This window comes from Pseudomonas sp. JL2, from assembly GCF_031570495.1.
GTDB lineage: Bacteria > Pseudomonadota > Gammaproteobacteria > Pseudomonadales > Pseudomonadaceae > Aquipseudomonas > Aquipseudomonas rhizophila.
Window position 1 is genome coordinate 339,099 of the sequence record NZ_JAKUDH010000003.1, and the last position, 16,783, is coordinate 355,881.

General features: G+C 60.0%; 8 protein-coding genes and 2 pseudogenes. 6 read left to right on the top strand and 4 right to left on the bottom strand.

Features of this window, described 5'->3' with window-relative positions:
- Positions 1–64: 64 nt before the first annotated feature.
- Positions 65–2,464 carry a xanthine dehydrogenase molybdopterin binding subunit gene (gene xdhB / locus MKS85_RS07230; protein WP_310662792.1) on the bottom strand — a complete coding sequence of 800 codons (2,400 nt, stop codon included), beginning with the start codon at positions 2,462–2,464 and terminating at the stop codon, positions 65–67.
- Complete coding sequence (xdhA, locus tag MKS85_RS07235) at positions 2,457–3,911, bottom strand: xanthine dehydrogenase small subunit (protein WP_310662793.1); 1,455 nt, start codon at positions 3,909–3,911, stop codon at positions 2,457–2,459. The genes xdhB and xdhA overlap by 8 nt, the downstream gene beginning before the upstream one ends.
- A gap of 382 nt (positions 3,912–4,293) precedes the next feature.
- Between xdhA and MKS85_RS07240 the strand changes: the two genes are divergently transcribed.
- The 6 genes and pseudogenes from MKS85_RS07240 to MKS85_RS28910 all read left to right on the top strand — a co-directional run.
- The gene (locus tag MKS85_RS07240) at positions 4,294–4,953 is read left to right on the top strand and encodes a GntR family transcriptional regulator (RefSeq protein WP_047227164.1); all 660 of its coding nucleotides are present in this window, start codon (positions 4,294–4,296) and stop codon (positions 4,951–4,953) included.
- A 2-nt stretch (positions 4,954–4,955) separates the two neighbouring features.
- Entirely contained in the window at positions 4,956–8,444 is a 3,489-nt protein-coding gene (smc, locus tag MKS85_RS07245) for a chromosome segregation protein SMC (protein WP_310662794.1), read from the top strand.
- 258 nt (positions 8,445–8,702) lie between these two features.
- The gene (zipA, locus tag MKS85_RS07250; protein WP_047227166.1) at positions 8,703–9,548 is read left to right on the top strand and encodes a cell division protein ZipA; all 846 of its coding nucleotides are present in this window, start codon (positions 8,703–8,705) and stop codon (positions 9,546–9,548) included.
- Between the two features lie 172 nt (positions 9,549–9,720).
- A complete protein-coding gene (gene ligA / locus MKS85_RS07255) occupies positions 9,721–12,078 on the top strand; it encodes an NAD-dependent DNA ligase LigA (RefSeq protein WP_310662795.1) in 2,358 nt (785 codons plus the stop codon).
- Positions 12,079–12,952: 874 nt separating this feature from the next.
- Positions 12,953–13,216: a hypothetical protein gene (locus tag MKS85_RS07260; RefSeq protein ID WP_310662796.1), complete on the top strand. Its 264-nt coding sequence runs from the start codon at positions 12,953–12,955 to the stop codon at positions 13,214–13,216.
- A 289-nt stretch (positions 13,217–13,505) separates the two neighbouring features.
- Positions 13,506–13,658: pseudogene (locus tag MKS85_RS28910) on the top strand (hypothetical protein); the annotation flags it as partial.
- Positions 13,659–14,098: 440 nt separating this feature from the next.
- Here the strand turns inward: MKS85_RS28910 and MKS85_RS07265 are convergent.
- Both MKS85_RS07265 and MKS85_RS07270 read right to left on the bottom strand, forming a co-directional pair.
- Entirely contained in the window at positions 14,099–14,350 is a 252-nt protein-coding gene (locus MKS85_RS07265; RefSeq protein WP_310662797.1) for a hypothetical protein, read from the bottom strand.
- Positions 14,351–14,837: 487 nt separating this feature from the next.
- Positions 14,838–16,783, bottom strand: a pseudogene (locus MKS85_RS07270) (hypothetical protein); the annotation flags it as partial.

Below are 16,783 nucleotides of genomic sequence, written 5' to 3' on the forward strand. Positions count from 1 at the left end.
TTGGGTCGGTGTTCACAAATCCCCTGTGGGAGCGAGCTTGCTCGCGATTGGCCGCGCCGCGGTCTTAGAGCGAAGCCAACTCGGTTTCAGCTTCCCCAACCTTCGCCACCCGCAACCCACGCATCTGCTCACACCCCCACAACACCCGCTCCGGGGTCGCCGGTGCATCGATTTTCGGCTGGTGCTGGTAATTCCCCAGGCTCGCCACGGCATCCTTGATGGCGCACCACGCGGCGATGCCGAGCATGAACGGCGGTTCGCCCACGGCTTTGGAATGGAACACCGTGTCTTCCGGGTTCTTGCGGTTTTCCACCAGCTTGACCCGCAGATCCAGCGGCATGTCGGCCACCGCCGGAATCTTGTAGCTGGCCGGGCCGCAGGTCTGTAGCTTGCCTTTGTCGTTCCATACCAGCTCTTCCATGGTCAGCCAGCCCATGCCCTGGATGAAACCGCCCTCGACCTGGCCGATGTCGATGGCCGGGTTCAGCGAGGCGCCGACGTCGTGGAGGATGTCGGTGCGCAGCATCTTGTATTCGCCGGTCAGGGTGTCGACGATCACCTCGGCGCACGCCGCGCCATAGGCGTAGTAGTAGAACGGCCGGCCCCGGGCCTGGCTGCGGTCGTAATAGATTTTCGGGGTCTTGTAGAAACCGGTGCTCGACAGCGAGACCTGGGCGAAATACGCCTGCTGCACCAGCGCCTCGAACGTCAGGATGTGATCGCGCACCCGCACATGGCCGTTGTGGAACGCCACGTCTTCTTCGCTGACCTTGTACTGCCGCGCGGCGAACTCCACCAGGCGCTGCTTGATGGTTTCGGCGGCATTCTGCGCAGCCTTGCCATTGAGGTCTGCACCGCTGGAGGCAGCGGTGGGCGAGGTGTTCGGCACCTTGTCGGTGTTGGTCGCGGTGATCTGCACCCGGTCCATCTCCACCTGGAACACTTCGGCCACCACTTGCGCGACTTTGGTGTTCAAGCCCTGGCCCATTTCCGTGCCGCCATGGTTCAGGTGGATGCTGCCGTCGGTATAGACATGAATCAGCGCCCCGGCCTGGTTGAGGAAACTGGCGGTGAAGGAAATACCAAATTTCACCGGGGTCAGCGCCAGGCCTTTTTTCAGGATCGGGCTATTGGCGTTGTAGCGGCGGATCGCTTCGCGGCGCTCGGCATACTGGCTGCTTTGCTCGAGTTCGGCGGTCATCTCCTCGAGCATGTTGTGCTCGACGGTCTGGTAGTAGTGGGTGACGTTACGCTCGGTCTTGCCGTAGTAGTTGGCCTTGCGCACCGCCAGCGGATCCAGCCCCAGATGCCGGGCGATGGCGTCCATCACCTCTTCGATGGCGACCATGCCTTGCGGCCCGCCGAAGCCACGGTAAGCGGTGTTCGACGCGGTATTGGTCTTGCAACGATGGCCGTTGATGGTTGCATCGCCCAGGTAGTAGGCGTTGTCGGCATGGAACATCGCCCGGTCGACAATCGAGGCCGACAGGTCTGGCGAGCAACCGCAGTTGCCGGCCAGCTCCAGGGCAATACCGTGCAGGCGCCCGGTACTGTCGAAGCCGACGTCGTATTCGATGTAGAAAGGGTGGCGCTTGCCGGTCATCAGCATGTCTTCGACCCGGGGCAGGCGCATCTTGGTCGGCTGGCCGGTGAGGTGGGCGATGACCGCGCACAGGCACGCCGGGCTGGCGGCCTGGGTTTCCTTGCCACCAAAGCCACCGCCCATGCGGCGCATGTCCACCACGACTTTGTTCATCGAAACGTCCAGCACTTCGGCCACCAGTTTCTGCACTTCGGTGGGGTTCTGCGTGGAGCAGTAGACGATCATGCCGCCGTCTTCGGTGGGCATCACCGAGGAAATCTGGGTTTCCAGGTAAAAGTGTTCCTGGCCGCCAATGTGCAGCGAGCCCTGGATGCGATGCTCGGCACTGGCCAGTGCCGCCGCCGAATCACCGCGCTGGTGGGTGTGGCTATCCAGCACGAAATGCCGCTTGCGCAGGGCCTCGACCACGTCCAGCACCGGTTCCAGGTCTTCATATTCGATGATGGCCGCCATCGCTGCCTTGCGCGCGGTTTCCAGGTCCCTGGCGGCAACCGCCAGCACCGGTTGGCCGACGAACTGCACGTCATCGATGGCCAATAGCGGGTCACCGGGCAGCAGCGGGCCGATGTCCTTGAGACCCGGCACGTCTGCATGGGTGATGGCGATGCGCACGCCTTCGAAGGCGTAGCAGGGCGCGGTATCGATACGGATGACCCGTGCGTGGGCGCGGTCCGACAGCCGGGCATAGACGTGCAACTGGTTCGGAAATTCCAGGCGATCATCGATGTACTGGGCTTCGCCGGACACATGCTTGGCGGCGCTGTCATGCTTGACGCTGCGGCCCACGCCAGTGGTCAGGTCGCGGGCGAACAGTTCGGCCAGCTCGGCTTGAGTCTTCTCTACGGCGTGATGGTTAGACATAAGCGGTCACCCGAGTCTCGATGTGCGGCGTTTGCAGTTCGATGAAGTATTTGCGCAGCAGGTTGCGGGCGCTGAGCAGGCGGTATTCCTTGCTGGCGCGGAAGTCCGACAGCGGTGTGAAGTCCTCGGCCAGGGCGGCGCAGGCACGTTCGACGGTGCTGTCGTTCCACGCGGCACCGATCAACGCGGCTTCACAATGCTTGGCGCGCTTGGGCGTCGCGGCCATGCCGCCGAAGGCCACCCGGGCGTCCTGGACCACGCCATGCTCGATACGCAGGTTGAACGCCGCGCACACGGCGGAAATGTCATCGTCCAGGCGCTTGGAGACCTTATAAGCGCGGAACGCCTGCTCAGCGCTGGCCCGGGGCACGATGATCTTCTCGATGAATTCGCTTTCCTGGCGGGCGGTGACCCGGTAATCGATGAAATAGTCTTCCAGCGCCAGGGTGCGACGGGTCTGGCCCTTGCACAAGACGATCTGCGCGCCGAGGGCGATCAGCAAGGGCGGCGAGTCGCCAATCGGCGAGGCGTTGCCGATGTTGCCGCCCAAGGTGCCCTGGTTGCGGATCTGCAACGAAGCGAAGCGCTGTAGCAGTTCGCCGAAGTCCGGGTATTCAGCCTGCAAGGCTTCGTAGCAGTCGGAGAGTGCGGTGGCGGCGCCAATCTCCAGGCGATCGTCGAAACGCTCGATACGCTTGAGCTCAGCGACGTTGCCCACGTAGATCATCACCGGCAGGGTGCGATGGAACTGGGTGACCTCCAGGGCTAGGTCCGTGCCACCGGCCAGCAGGCGCGCCTGGGGATACGCGTCGTAGAGGTCGGCCAGATCGGCCACGGTCAACGGCACCAGACAGCGTTTGTCGCCGCTGTTGAGTTCACCCGTGTCAGTCGGTGCGATGGCCTTGAGGCGAGCGATGGTCTCGGCTTCGCGGTCGTCGAACTGGTCCGCTTGCCTGGCGCAGCAGACCTGCTCGGCGGCCGCCAGAATCGGCCGGTAGCCGGTGCAGCGACATAGATTGCCGGCCAAGGCTTCGTGGGCTTTATGGGCGTCGGGCTGTTCGCTGTTCTTTTGCAGGGCGAACAGGGACATCACGAAGCCCGGTGTGCAGAAGCCGCATTGCGAACCGTGGCAATCGACCATCGCCTGTTGGACGCTGTGCAACTGGCCCTGGTGCTTGAGGTCTTCGACGCTGATCAGTTGCTTGCCGTGCAGGGACGAGACGAAGGTCAGACACGAATTGAGGCTGCGATAACGAATGCGTTCACGGCCGTCCTCGTCGGTCTGCAACTCGCCCACCACCACGGTGCACGCACCACAGTCGCCGCTGGCGCAGCCTTCTTTGGTGCCGGATTTGCCGAGGTGTTCGCGCAAATAGTTGAGCACGGTCAGGTTCGGGTCCAGGGCGTGCTCGCTACGGAGTTCCTGGTTGAGTAAAAACTGGATCACGGAAGGCCTCGCAGACTCATTATTGTTGTATCGACTTGGGCTGAATTTAGCAGGTCTGACTTTGCGGTCAACGATTTTCTGACTTAAAGGTCAAGAAAATCCGCTTGGTCGATGAACAACGGTCTATAGACACTGTAGAACCCTGTGGGAGCCGAGCTTGCTCGCGATGACGGCGGTACATTCAGTATGGATGCATGCTGACAGACCGCTATCGCGAGCAAGCTCGGCTCCCACAGGTTCTTCCACAGATTCTGTTTCAGGATGAGGGCTCAAACTTTTTTGCTTGGATCGTGCCAAAAACCCGCTGCAGGCCCTGCGCCATGACGTATTGAGTGCGCTACACTGCGCCGCTTGTGCAAATCGAAGAGTTTGAAGGACAACCATGACGTTCAAGGCCCCGGACAGCCTCGCCGAGCAAATCGCCCATCACCTGGCCGAGCGCATCATTCGTGGTGAAATGAAGCCGGGCGAGCGCATCCAGGAGCAGAAGGTCACGCTGGCGCTCAACGTGAGTCGCGGTTCGGTCCGTGAGGCTTTGCTGATACTGGAGCGCCGGCATCTGATCGCGATCCTGCCGCGCCGTGGTGCACACGTCACCGAATTGAGCGAACACAAGGTGCGCAGCCTCTGTGCGCTGATGAGCGAGCTGTACATCCTGCTGGGCAATGCCGTGGCTCATGGCTGGCAGGAACAGGCCGACATGGCGCCGTTCATCGAGATCCAGCAGCGTCTTCAGGACGCCTTCGCGCGCCAGGACATCCGCACCTTCGTCGATGAAAGTTTCAGCGTGATGCGCGCCGCGTATCCCTTCGCCAACAACCCGTACTTGCAGGAAACCGTCGAGAACCTGCAACCGGCCATGAGCCGCGCCTACTTCCTGGCCCTGGAACAACGCAAGGCCGAGATGAGCGAATTCCTCGACCTGTTCCAGCGCCTGCTGACCGCCGTGCTGGCCCGTGATTTGCCGCAGATCCGCATCGTGCTGACGGCCTATGCCCAGCGCAGTTGCGATCTGGTGGTTTCTGCCCTGACGGCGGCCTGAACGTGCGGCTCAAGTGCATCAAACTGGCGGGGTTCAAATCCTTCGTCGACCCGACCACGGTGAACTTCCCCAGCAACATGGCGGCGGTGGTCGGGCCCAACGGTTGCGGCAAGTCGAACATCATCGACGCCGTACGCTGGGTGATGGGCGAGAGCTCGGCCAAGAACCTGCGCGGCGAGTCGATGACCGACGTCATCTTCAACGGCTCCACCAGTCGCAAACCGGTGAGCCAGGCGAGCATCGAGCTGGTGTTCGACAATTCAGACGGCACCTTGATCGGCGAGTACGCGGCCTACGCGGAAATCTCCATCCGCCGCAAAGTGACCCGCGACAGCCAGAACAGTTATTTCCTCAACGGCGCCAAGTGCCGACGTCGCGACATCACCGATATTTTCCTCGGCACCGGCCTCGGCCCGCGCAGCTATTCGATCATCGAGCAGGGCATGATCTCCAAGCTGATCGAGGCCAAGCCCGAAGACCTGCGCAACTTCATCGAAGAAGCCGCCGGCATCTCCAAGTACAAGGAGCGGCGCCGCGAGACCGAAAACCGCATCCGTCGCACCCACGAAAACCTGGCCCGCCTGACCGACCTGCGCGAAGAACTCGAACGCCAGCTCGAACGCTTGCACCGCCAGGCCGAAGCCGCCAAGAAATATCAGGAATACAAAGGCGAAGAACGTCAGCTCAAGGCCCAGCTTTCGGCCCTGCGCTGGCAGGCGCTGAACGAGCAGGTCGGCCAGCGCGAGGCGATCATTGGCAACCAGGAAGTCAGCTTCGAAGCCCTGGTGGCCGAGCAGCGCAATGCCGACGCCGCCATCGAGCGCCTGCGTGACGGCCACCACGACCTGTCCGAACGCTTCAACCTGGTGCAAGGGCGCTTCTATTCGGTGGGTGGCGACATCGCCCGGGTCGAGCAGAGCATCCAGCACGGTCAGCAACGGCTGCGCCAGCTGCAGGATGATTTGAAAGAGGCCGAGCGCGCGCGCCTGGAAACCGAATCCCACCTGGGCCACGACCGCACGTTGCTGCTGACCCTGGGCGAAGAACTGGACCGGCTCACGCCCGAGCAGGAACTCACCAGCGCCGCCGCCGAAGAGGCTGCCGCCGCCCTGGAAGAAGCCGAGCTGAGCATGCATGGCTGGCAAGAGCAGTGGGACAGTTTCAACCTGAGCTCTGCCGAGCCGCGGCGTCAGGCCGAAGTCCAGCAGTCGCGCATCCAGCAACTGGAAGCCAGCATGGAACGCCTGGCCGAGCGTCAGCGCCGTTTGGCCGAAGAGCGCGCCTTGCTCGCGGCGGACCCTGAAGACGCGGCGATTGTCGATCTGAGCGAACAACTGGCTGCCAGCGAAGCCACCCTTGAAGACTTGCAAGCCAGCGAAGATGCCCAGGTTGAACGGCTCGAGCAACTGCGCCAGGCCTTGCAACTGGCTCTGCAGAATCAGCAGCAGGCCCAGGGTGAATTGCAGCGCCTCAATGGCCGTCTGGCTTCGCTGGAGGCCTTGCAGCAAGCGGCGCTGGACCCTGGCACCGGCACTGCCGAATGGCTGCGCGACCAGCATCTGGCCGAGCGTCCGCGACTGGCCGAAGGCCTGAAGGTCGATGCCGGCTGGGAGCTGGCGGTGGAGACCGTGCTGGGCGCCGATCTGCAAGCGGTGCTGGTGGATGACTTCGCAGGCTTCGATCTGTCGGGCTTCACCCAGGGCGATCTGCGCCTGCTCAGCCCGGCTGGCGATGGCGTGCGGATGCCGGGCAGCTTGTTGGATAAAGTCGAGGCCCAGGTCGACCTGTCTCCCTGGTTGGGGCAGGTGAAACCGGTGGACAGCCTTGAACAGGCCTTGGCCCTGCGCGGACAACTCGCGGCCGGGGAAAGCCTGATCAGCCGGGACGGCTATTGGGTCGGCCGGCATTTCCTGCGGGTGCGCCGGGCCAGCGAAGCCGAGAGCGGCATGCTCGCCCGGGGCCAGGAAATCCAGCGCCTGAGCGCCGAGCGCGAAGAACGCGAAGCGAGCGTCGAAGCCCTGGAAACCGAATTACAGAATCTGCGGGCGCAACAGCGCCAGCAGGAGAATGGTCGCGAACACTTGCGTCGGTTGTTGCAGGACGAAGCACGCCAGCAGGGCGAACTCAAAGCGCAGTTGTCCGCCGGCAAGGCCAAGGTTGAACAACTGGCCTTGCGCCGCACGCGCCTTGAGGAAGAAATCGCCGAGCTGGGCGAGCAACGGGCGCTGGAGCATGAGCAGATCGGTGAAGCGCGCCTGCAACTGCAGGAAGCCCTCGATGCCATGGCCGTGGACACCGAGCAGCGCGAGTTGCTGCTGGCTCAGCGCGACAGTCTGCGCGAACGCCTCGACCGGGTGCGCCAGGATGCCCGCCAGCATAAGGATCACGCCCATCAGTTGGCGGTGCGCCTGGGCTCGCTCAAGGCCCAGTACGATTCCACGCGCCAGGCGTTGGAGCGGCTGGAAATGCAGTCCGAACGCCTGACCGAAAAACGCGAGCAATTGAGCCTGAACCTGGAGGAGGGCGAAGCGCCGCTGGAAGAGTTGCGCCTCAAACTCGAAGAGTTGCTCGACAAACGCATGAGCGTTGATGAAGAACTCAAGACTGCGCAAATTGCCCTGGAAGATGCCGACCGCGAACTGCGCGACGCCGAAAAGCGTCGTAGCCAGGCCGAACAGCAATCCCAGCTGATCCGCAGCCAGATGGAACAGCAACGCATGGAATGGCAGGCCCTGACGGTGCGCCGCAAAGCCTTGCAGGACCAATTGCTGGAAGACGGCTACGACCTCGACGGCGTGCTCGCCACGTTGGTGGCCGGGGCCAACGAGAAAGACGCCGAAGAAGAGCTGGAACGCATCGCCGCGCGCATTCAGCGTCTGGGCGCTATCAACCTGGCGGCCATCGACGAGTACCAGCAGCAGTCCGAGCGCAAGCGCTATCTGGATGCCCAGAACGACGATCTGGTGGAAGCGTTGCAGACCCTGGAAAACGTCATCCGCAAGATCGACAAGGAAACCCGTAATCGCTTCAAGGATACCTTTGATCAGATCAACGGCGGTTTGCAGGCACTTTTCCCGAAAGTTTTCGGTGGCGGCAGCGCTTACTTGGAACTGACGGGCGAAGATTTACTCGATACAGGGGTGACCATCATGGCGCGTCCCCCGGGCAAGAAGAACAGCACCATCCATTTGCTCTCCGGGGGTGAAAAAGCGCTGACGGCATTGGCCCTGGTTTTTGCCATTTTCAAATTGAACCCGGCGCCGTTCTGCATGCTCGATGAGGTGGACGCGCCGCTGGACGACGCCAACGTGGGGCGTTATGCGCGGCTGGTAAAAGAGATGTCTGAGACTGTGCAGTTCATCTACATCACCCACAACAAGATCGCCATGGAAATGGCCGACCAGTTGATGGGCGTGACCATGCATGAGCCGGGTTGCTCGCGTCTGGTGGCGGTGGATGTGGAGGAGGCGATGGCGATGGTGGACGCGTGAAACACTGCTTGTAGGGCATCTATTTAGGATGCTGTAGGATTTTTTTGAGCCCTGGGCTTGTCGTTCAATTCACAGAATGGCGCAAGCCTATGCGACAGACGGTGTAAAGTTATCTTTGGTCGTGCTAGTTTAATGTCAATTTTTCGTATGCGTGGGCAAAACGCCATTCAGAACATAGAGTTGGCGCCACGTTTTAAAGCGGTTTGCACATAGCTAAGCCCCTTATTTTTCAGCATTTTTATAGAGGCACGGGATTACATGGAAATCGGTCTGCGCGAGTGGCTGATCGTCATCGGCATTATTGTCATTGCCGGTATTCTTTTCGACGGCTGGCGCCGCATGCGCGGCGGCAAGGGGAAACTCAAGTTTCGTCTCGACCGCAGCCTGTCGAACCTGCCGGATGACGATGGCAATGCCGAGCTGTTGGGCCCGCCCCGGGTGCTGGATACCCATAAGGAGCCGCAACTGGATGAGCATGACCTGCCGTCGATGAGCGCGCCAGTGCGCGAGCCACGGGAAACGGGTTCCAAGCGCGGCAAGCGCAACAGCGAACCGTCCCAGGGCGACCTGAACCTCAATCTTGACCTGGACGGCGGCCCGAGCTTCAGCAGCCGCGACGACGACTTCCCGGACGAGAATAAACCCGTGCGCGGCGACAAGGACCAGGCCCAGGCCGAGGAAGTGCTGGTGATCAGCGTGATCTGCCGCGACCCGGCCGGCTTCAAGGGCCCGGCGCTGTTGCAGAACATCCTGGAGAGCGGCCTGCGTTTTGGCGAGATGGACATTTTCCACCGCCATGAAAGCATGGCCGGCAACGGCGAGGTGCTGTTCTCCATGGCCAACGCGGTCAAGCCAGGCGTGTTCGACCTGGACGACATCGACCATTTCAGCACCCCGGCGGTGAGCTTCTTCCTCGGCCTGCCCGGCCCGCGTCACCCCAAGCAGGCCTTTGACGTGATGGTGGCCGCGGCGCGCAAGCTGTCCCAGGAACTCAACGGCGAGCTGAAGGACGACCAGCGCAGCGTGCTGACCGCCCAGACCATCGAACACTACCGCCAGCGCATCGTCGAATTCGAACGCCGGGCGCTGACCCAGAAGCGCTGAACGATGACACAGGCTCTCCCTGGCCAGAGAGCTTCTTGCGGCAGGAGAGCTTTTGTGGCGAGGGAGCTTGCTGTGGCGAGGGAGCTTGCTCCCGCTGGGGTGCGAAGCACCCCCCATGTTTTGAGAAAATTGAGCAGCCTAGGCTGCTCTTTTGCTTTATGAGAGAACATCCATGACTGCCGTCCAAACCCGCATCCAACAGCTGCGTACCGAGCTGGATCAGCACAACTACCGCTACCACGTCCTCGACGAACCGAGCATCCCGGACGCTGAGTACGACCGCCTGTTCCATGAGCTCAAGGCCCTGGAAGAGCAGCATCCGGAGCTGGTGACCAGCGACTCCCCGACCCAGCGTGTCGGCAGTGTTGCACTGTCGGCCTTCAGCCAGGTCCGCCACGAAATCCCGATGCTCAGCCTGGGCAATGCCTTCGACGAAACCACCATGCGTGAATTCGACCGCCGGGTGACCGAAGGCCTCGACCTGCCCATGGGCGACTTGCTGGGCGGTGGCGCGGCGGTGGAGTACAGCTGTGAGCCGAAGCTCGACGGCTTGGCGGTCAGCCTGCTGTACCAGGACGGCCTGCTGGTGCGCGGCGCCACGCGCGGCGACGGCACCACCGGCGAAGACATCAGCGTCAACGTGCGCACGGTGCGCAACATCCCCCTCAAGCTGCAGGGCAGTGGCTGGCCGCCGGTGCTGGAAGTGCGCGGCGAGGTGTACATGTCCAAGGCCGGCTTCGAGCGTCTCAACGCCACGCAACTGGAGGCGGGCGGCAAGACCTTCGCCAACCCGCGCAACGCGGCCGCGGGCAGCCTGCGCCAGTTGGACTCGAAGATCACTGCCAATCGTCCGCTGGAATTTTGCTGTTACGGCATCGGCCAGGTGACGGCGGACATTGCCGACACCCACATCGGCAATCTCAAGCAGCTCAAGGCCTGGGGTCTGCCCATCAGCCGCGAACTGAAACTGGCTCACGGCATCGACGAGTGCCTGGATTACTACCGCGACATTGGCGAACGGCGCAACGCGTTGCCATACGAAATCGATGGCGTGGTGTTCAAGGTCAACAGCATCGCCTCCCAGCGCGAACTGGGTTTCCGCGCCCGGGAACCGCGCTGGGCCATCGCCCATAAATTCCCGGCCAGCGAAGAACTCACCGAGCTGTTGGACGTCGAGTTCCAGGTCGGCCGCACCGGGGCCGTGACACCCGTGGCGCGACTCAAGCCGGTCAAGGTGGCAGGCGTGACCGTGGCCAACGCCACGCTGCACAACATGGACGAAGTGGCGCGCCTGGGCCTGATGATCGGCGACACGGTGATTATCCGCCGCGCCGGTGACGTGATCCCGCAAGTGGTGCAAGTGGTCACCGAGCGCCGCCCGGAAAACGCCCGTCCCGTTGAAGTCCCGCAACAGTGCCCAGTGTGTGGCTCCCATGTGGAACGCACGCAACTGATCAAGCGCAGCAAGGGCCGCGAAACCATCAGCGAAGGCGCGGTGTACCGCTGCGTCGGTCGTCTGGCCTGTGGTGCGCAGCTCAAGCAGGCAATCATTCATTTCGTGTCGCGCCGGGCCATGGACATCGAAGGCCTGGGCGAGAAGAGCGTCGAACAGTTGGTGGACGAGGGGCTGGTGGGCTCGCCTGCGGATCTGTATGCCCTGACCTTCGAGCAAGTGGTCGACCTGGAAGGCTTCGCCGAACTGTCGAGCAAGAACCTGTTGGCGGCCATCGTCGACAGCAAGAAACCGAGCCTGGCGCGCTTCATCTACGCCCTCGGCATCCCGGACGTGGGCGAGGAAACCGCCAAGGTCCTGGCCCGCTCCCTCGGCTCACTGGAGCGTGTGCAAGCGGCCTTGCCGCAAGTGCTCACGTACTTGCCGGACGTCGGCCTGGAAGTGGCCCACGAGATCCACAGCTTCTTCGAAGACTCGCACAACCGCCAGGTGATCGAGGGCTTGCTGCGCCATGGCCTGGATATCCAGGACCAGGGCGAACTGGGCGCCGAGTTCTCCGCCAGCACCACCCTGGGCGGTTTCCTGGACAAGCTGAACATTCCCTCGGTCGGGCCGGGCGGGGCACAGAAACTGGCGGACAAGTTCGGCTCGCTCGAAGCGGTGATGAACGCCGACTGGCTGGACATGCGCCAGGCCCTGCCGGAAAAACAGGCCAACGCCGTGCGCGAGTTCTTCACTGTCGCCGCCAATCGCCAGCAGGCCCAGGCTGCGGAACAACAGCTGCGGGACTTCGGCATGCATTGGCAGAGCGAGAAGAAAGTCGTCGAAGGCCTGCCCGAAGCCGGGCACACCTGGGTGCTGACCGGATCGCTGGAGTTGATGAGCCGCGATGTCGCCAAGGACAAACTGGAAAGCCTGGGGGCCAAGGTGGCCGGTTCCGTGTCGGCGAAAACCCATTGCGTCGTGGCCGGGCCGGGGGCGGGGTCGAAGCTGACCAAGGCCAATGAGCTGGGGCTGAAAGTGCTGGATGAAGAAGCGTTTGTCGCGTTTCTCGGCCAGCATGGCATCACGGTCTAGTCAGGTCGCCAGGAAACTCGGATTCATTGTGGCGAGGGGATTTATCCCCGCTCGCAACAGTCGCAAACCGGCTGGCACAGCCTACCTATTGCATCCTGTGCCTGGTTTGAGAGCCGCTTCGCAGCCCAGCGGGGATAAATCCCCTCGCCACAGGGTTTCGTTGAGGTTGGCGAGCAGGCATTTGGTGTCGATGCTGTTAACGACGGTGAAGAGTTGACCGGGTGCAGGATCAGCCTCGAGTCGGGCGGTGCTTTGAACATGGTGATGCTGCTATGTGATGGAGCCACCAAGACCTGTCGCTAAACAGAAATGGCGGCGGCTCCATACGTTTAGCGAGCTGGTCATAGGCACCCGGCAGAGCCGAAGGTTTCCCACATACAGCCGCCACAGCATCCTTGCAGTTAGACCTGCAACGAAGCATGGACCTCTTATACAACTACAATGATCCGGGTCGCTAAACCCGATCTCTGATTTGTCAGCGACCTGGAAACGATAAGGCCCGGGCCATAGGCTTATAAGCCGGCGATTCTGGCGCAGCTGTAGGCAGTGGCGTAAGGCGGCGTAGCCCGAGGGTGAAGGATGTGGTGGGGTGCAGTTTCGGCAAAATCGGGGCTATGAAAGCGAGTTTCCTCGCTCTCATAGGATGTATCTCTGGTAAATAAATGTGCCCCCTTATTTTCGAATGCATAAAAGCCATGACAAATCTACTGTTAAGTCTGACAGTAGATTCGGCACATTTTAAAAAATACAATTGGTACGACCTTGAGTTGATGAGGCAGACGGCGATCGCTCAGAAGTATCGATCAAGGCTAAAAAATCTTTCTCAAACAGAGAAAGCCTTCTTAAATAATTGACATCAAGAAGAGGTGTTAATATGCCAGCTCCACTGGAAATTGATATTAATATTGTAGGTGGGCCACACGCTTGGATCCCTCATGATTCTCCACACCGCGAGATTCTTATAGCTGCGCAGAACGGCGAAAATATTCTTGTTGCAGTCAATGGAGAGATATATTTCGGAACCGTAACCGGTAAATATTACATAGATACTGCTGATCAGTCGTGGGTGCTATCTCTCTCTATGGTGCAAAGCGGAGTTCCGGCTGATATTGAAAGGATACAAAAGAAACTTGCTTAAATGCCATGGGCTCCAAGTTGTCGGCATGCGGCTTATTTATAGAATCATTCTCCAGCGTCGTAAAGGAGCGCGAGTCCGGAGATCTTGCGCTCCTGCTCCACCACCCCGTACTCTCCTGCAGGGCGCTCACCATTCTGCGCCACTCCATTTTTCGCGTGCTTTCAAGCTCATAAAATTGGAGGTCGTTTCACTGAGCTATATGACAAAACTCGCCTTCTACGATCGGGAGATGAGCCAAGTTTGCATATTGCAGATGCCCTAGCGTTTTTCCGTTGCGAGATGATTTATCGATGTCGCCAAGGACAAGCTGGAGAGTCTGGGGACCAAGGTGGCCGGGCTGGGGGCGGGGTCGAAGCTGAGCAAGCCCAATGAGCTGGGGCTCAAGGTGTTGGATGAAGAAGCGTTTGTCGCGTTTCTCGGCCAGCATGGCATCACGGTCTAGTCAGGTCGCCAGGAAACTCGGGTTCATTGTGGCGAGGGGATTTATCCCCGCTCGACTGCGCAGCAGTCGCAAACCGGTTGGCACGGCCTACCCGTTGCATCGTGGCGCCTGGTTTGAGGGCCGCTTCGCAGCCCAGCGGGGGTGGTCGAGGGCGCACTCGGCGGCTTCGTCGATTTTTTTAGTGGCGGCGGTTTTGTGTGGGGGGGCGGATCGGTGTTCAGTGGGTTGGGGGTTGCTTTGAACATGGTGATGCTCCTATGGGGTGGAGCCACCAAGGCCTGTCGCTAGACAGAAAATGGTGGCGACTGCACGCAGGTTAGTGGTCATCCTTGCTCCATGAAAAATGACCTTGTAGTCGTGGGTTGTTGCTTCCTTCGTTTGCAGGTAGGCCGTGTTAATAGTTTGCCTGCGAAGTTAACGGGCAAAAATTTTCCTCGGATTTAGAAGCGGCTTAGGACGATTTGGAACATCCAGTCTGAATCATCCGGATCTTCATATGATCTAGAAGCAAAACCTCGTGCCGCTACCTTTCCAGAAAGTCTCTTGTCTCCCTGCATAAAGTCAATCACGTCACCAACTTGGGCGCCGAGCAGTAGTTCACGGTAATTTTCATCGGGCGGGATATAGACCTGCGCTTGGTCAGGATAATCAGAAACGTTAAAGTCAACTACAATGCGAAATGGCTTGGCCATGACAAGCTACCTCTTGCGATCGTTTTTTAGTAGAGTTTCCCTGGCCTTAATCGGTACTACCGAGTGCGAACAGCTTTTCTCAACCATCAAGGAGATACTGATTTTAAGGGGAAAGATCGGGGCTGTCTGCTGTCAGGTTTGACAGTAGACGAGTTCTTGTTTCTATGATTGTTAGTAGCGTCCGCAGTGCATGGAGCAAACAACAAAAACCCATCACCGCCCGGTCTATCAGTCGCTAAAGACCGTGCCTGGGCTTCTTCGGTATCCCAGGTCGCTCCCAAAGGCCTGCGGCATGGGCACTTGTGAGAGCTTTCAAGATCATGAGGTTGGGCTGGTAGAGGGAGGGAAGCACAACCAGACTGTGTGAAAACCAATACTCACAAGCGAGAGAATGCTGGTGCAGTCGTAGGTAATGGCGCAAGGCAGTGTAGCCGCGAAAATGAGTGCGCACCCTTCCCTGCTCGCGGCGACGTCTGATATCCGTATATTAGCCGGCCGCGAGCACCAAAAGCTTATTGCTACTGAAAAGGCTGACATAAACCCGTGTACCGTTTGGGCTGACCGCAATTCCGGTGGGTTCCGCCTCTAACAAAGTGCTCGTCAATACCTCGTTCGTGGCGGTATCGATTACCCAAATCGTGCCGCTGGCATTCCCCACACCGCACACATAAGCGCGGGTATTGTCAGGGCTGACGGCCACTTCATTTGGGCTGTTGCCAACAGGGATGTTGACCAGCACTCTATGTGTCGCAGTTTCAATTACTGAGACTGTGTGGCTATCAGTGTTGCAGATATAGGCGCGCCTACCGTCCGGGCTAATGGCAACCCCTTTTGGGTTATTCCCTACTTGAATATTTGTCAATATGCTATTGGTTGTCGTGTCAATCACCACGACAGTACTGTTTTGCTGGCTACAGACATACCCAAAGTTGCCCACTTGGCTGATGGCAATTCTACGGGGTAATGCTGGCATCGGAATGACCGCCGCTATTGTTGTCGTCGCCGCGTCAATCACCACGACAGCATTAACATGAGAACCCGACCCTCTGCAGGCATAAACGCGGGAGCTGTTCGAGTTGACCGCAATTCCGTATGACTCAGATACAACCACGGTGTCAATCATCCGATTCGCTATCATGTCAAACACAACAACGAGGTGATGTGTGGTAGCGCTGAAGTAACCGCGACTGCCGTCCGGACTGACAGCAATTTGCACTGGACGGAGTCCTGACCAAATAGGTACTTCCATCCTACCGGTTGCCGCATCAATCACCGAGACCGTTTGCTTTAGATCATAATTGCATACATATAGGTAGGCGCCGTCAGGGCGAACAGCTACTCCCATTGGGCTACTGACCGCAATACTGTCTATGAGCTCCAGTGCCGCAATAGTCACCGATGCCGTGGCGGACTGAGAGCCACTGGTGGCAATCAAGCTGTATACGTTTGGAATGGTATGGCCTTTCACGCCGCTGACTGTGGCGGTGCCGTCCGTGCCGGTTGTGAATTCACGCGGACCACTGGCGCCGTCGGCATAAGTGAAGCCGCTCGGAAGGGTCAGAGTGACTTTGCCGTTTGGGACGGGAGCGCCACCTTCGCGGCTGAGCAGCAGAATGATGTCCTTGAGTTGTCCCCCAGGTACAGTGCGATAGGGCTCATTGGTGAAGGAGGGGAACGCCAGGGGCACAGGGATGCCTACGCTCATATTGAATGCTTGAGACGGCCCGGTGATATTTCCATTGCGATCACGCAGGTAGGTCACGCGGACATCCGTACCCACGAATCGTTGGACGTCAGCCGAAGGAATCGGGAAGCGTAAGTAGTTATTGGAAATATCTCCCGTTGTATAGGGTTTGGCTGGAGAGCGGTATTCGGCAACGACACCGTTTTTATCTGTCCAGATCACCACGACTAGGTCGCCGACCAGCAGCGCATCGCCGGGAACACGAGTCCAGATTTGCGCTTGGGAGGGGTCGAGCACACCGCCCTCGGGTACACCCTCTACGCCGGGTGGAGGCAGTGTCTCGGGGAGGGCCTTGACGACATAGGTCCGCAATGGAAAAGCAACAGCCTCGCTCTGGTTGCTGCTGCGATCGAAAGTAACCTCCAGCACCACCTTGAGCTCAGAGCCATCGCGCAGCTTTTCTAGCTCGCTGCGCAACAGCGCTTTAGAGAGGCCGGCCGTTACTTCGCTTGAAATAACCGCTGAGCTGGTGTAAAGCGTAATCGTATAGTCCGAACCATTCTGCGCAGTACCTTCAACACGCAACCACACACGCTGCCCCGCCGCGATTAACGGCCACGGCGCGACGGTAACGCGGGCATCGCCGGTAAAGCTACCCAGATCGAGCACACTGCCAATGCCGCTTTGTGCCGCCTGCGGAATCAGCGGCATGCCAAGACTGGCCTCGGGTATGGCCTGCACCGCCAGAT

Coding starts and splice junctions, on each gene's coding strand:
- xdhB (WP_310662792.1), bottom strand. CDS start 2,464: ATGTCTAACCATCACGCCGTAGAGAAGACTCAAGCCGAGCTGGCCGAA.
- MKS85_RS07240 (WP_047227164.1), top strand. CDS start 4,294: ATGACGTTCAAGGCCCCGGACAGCCTCGCCGAGCAAATCGCCCATCAC.
- zipA (WP_047227166.1), top strand. CDS start 8,703: ATGGAAATCGGTCTGCGCGAGTGGCTGATCGTCATCGGCATTATTGTC.
- ligA (WP_310662795.1), top strand. CDS start 9,721: ATGACTGCCGTCCAAACCCGCATCCAACAGCTGCGTACCGAGCTGGAT.
- MKS85_RS07260 (WP_310662796.1), top strand. CDS start 12,953: ATGCCAGCTCCACTGGAAATTGATATTAATATTGTAGGTGGGCCACAC.
- MKS85_RS07265 (WP_310662797.1), bottom strand. CDS start 14,350: ATGGCCAAGCCATTTCGCATTGTAGTTGACTTTAACGTTTCTGATTAT.